1 protein-coding gene and 1 pseudogene are annotated in these 781 nt (G+C 70.3%); both read right to left on the bottom strand.

From position 1 onward, the window contains the following. Nucleotides 1-124 (bottom strand): annotated as a pseudogene (locus HUK84_RS21045) (4-hydroxy-tetrahydrodipicolinate reductase); the annotation flags it as partial. A 147-nt stretch (nt 125-271) separates the two neighbouring features. Then, the coding region (locus tag HUK84_RS21040; protein ID WP_281362882.1) for a DnaJ C-terminal domain-containing protein at nt 272-781 on the bottom strand (510 nt) is incomplete at its 5' end.

The raw sequence follows: 781 nt of genomic DNA, 5'->3' as shown, positions 1-781 counted from the left end.
CCTGGGCGTCGCGCGCCGTGCCGCCGGCCAGGCTGCCGCCGCCGGCCACCACTTCCTCGCGCAGCAGGCGTCCGACCCGGCCATTGATGCCGGCGATGCCGATGCGGACCGTTTCTGTCGTCATATCCGGGGCCCAAAATACGGATGGCGGCGCGACCGGGGGATCGCGCCGCCTGGATTATCCACGGTGCGAGTTGGGGGGATCACCATGGACCCTCGATTTCTACCCCTAACCGGCACCCCTTTCAACCGCGGCGGCGGACCGACGCGTTCAGAGCTTGCCTTCGAAGAAATCGCGCACCTTGCCGAAGAAGCCGGCGCTTTCGGGGTTGGCGCGCTCGTGGTCGCCGCCGTCGCCTTCGAATTCGTCGAGCAGCTCGCGCTGGCGCTTGGTCAGGTGGCGCGGGGTCTCGACCGAGACCTGGATATACATGTCGCCGCGCGCCGCCGAGCGCAGGACCGAGAAGCCCTTGCCGCGCAGGCGGAAATTCTCGCCGGTCTGGGTGCCGGCGGGGACCCTGACCTTGGCGCGCGAGCCGTCGACCACCGGGACCTCGATTTCGGTGCCCAGGGCCGCCTGGGTCATGCGCAGGGGCACGCGGCAATAGATGTTGGCGCCGTCGCGCTGGAAGATCGGGTGGGGCTCGACCGCGACATGGACGTACAGATCGCCCGGGGGTACGCCCTTGCCGCCGGACTCGCCCTCGCCGGACAGCCGGATGCGCGTGCCGTCCTCGACGCCTGCCGGGATCGGGACGTCGAGCGTGCGCTGGCGCTCGAC

This window comes from Nguyenibacter vanlangensis (genome assembly GCF_013376155.1).
Lineage (GTDB): Bacteria > Pseudomonadota > Alphaproteobacteria > Acetobacterales > Acetobacteraceae > Gluconacetobacter > Gluconacetobacter vanlangensis.
Note: the sequence above shows the minus strand (reverse complement) of the source record. Positions and strands in the feature narration are given on the sequence as shown.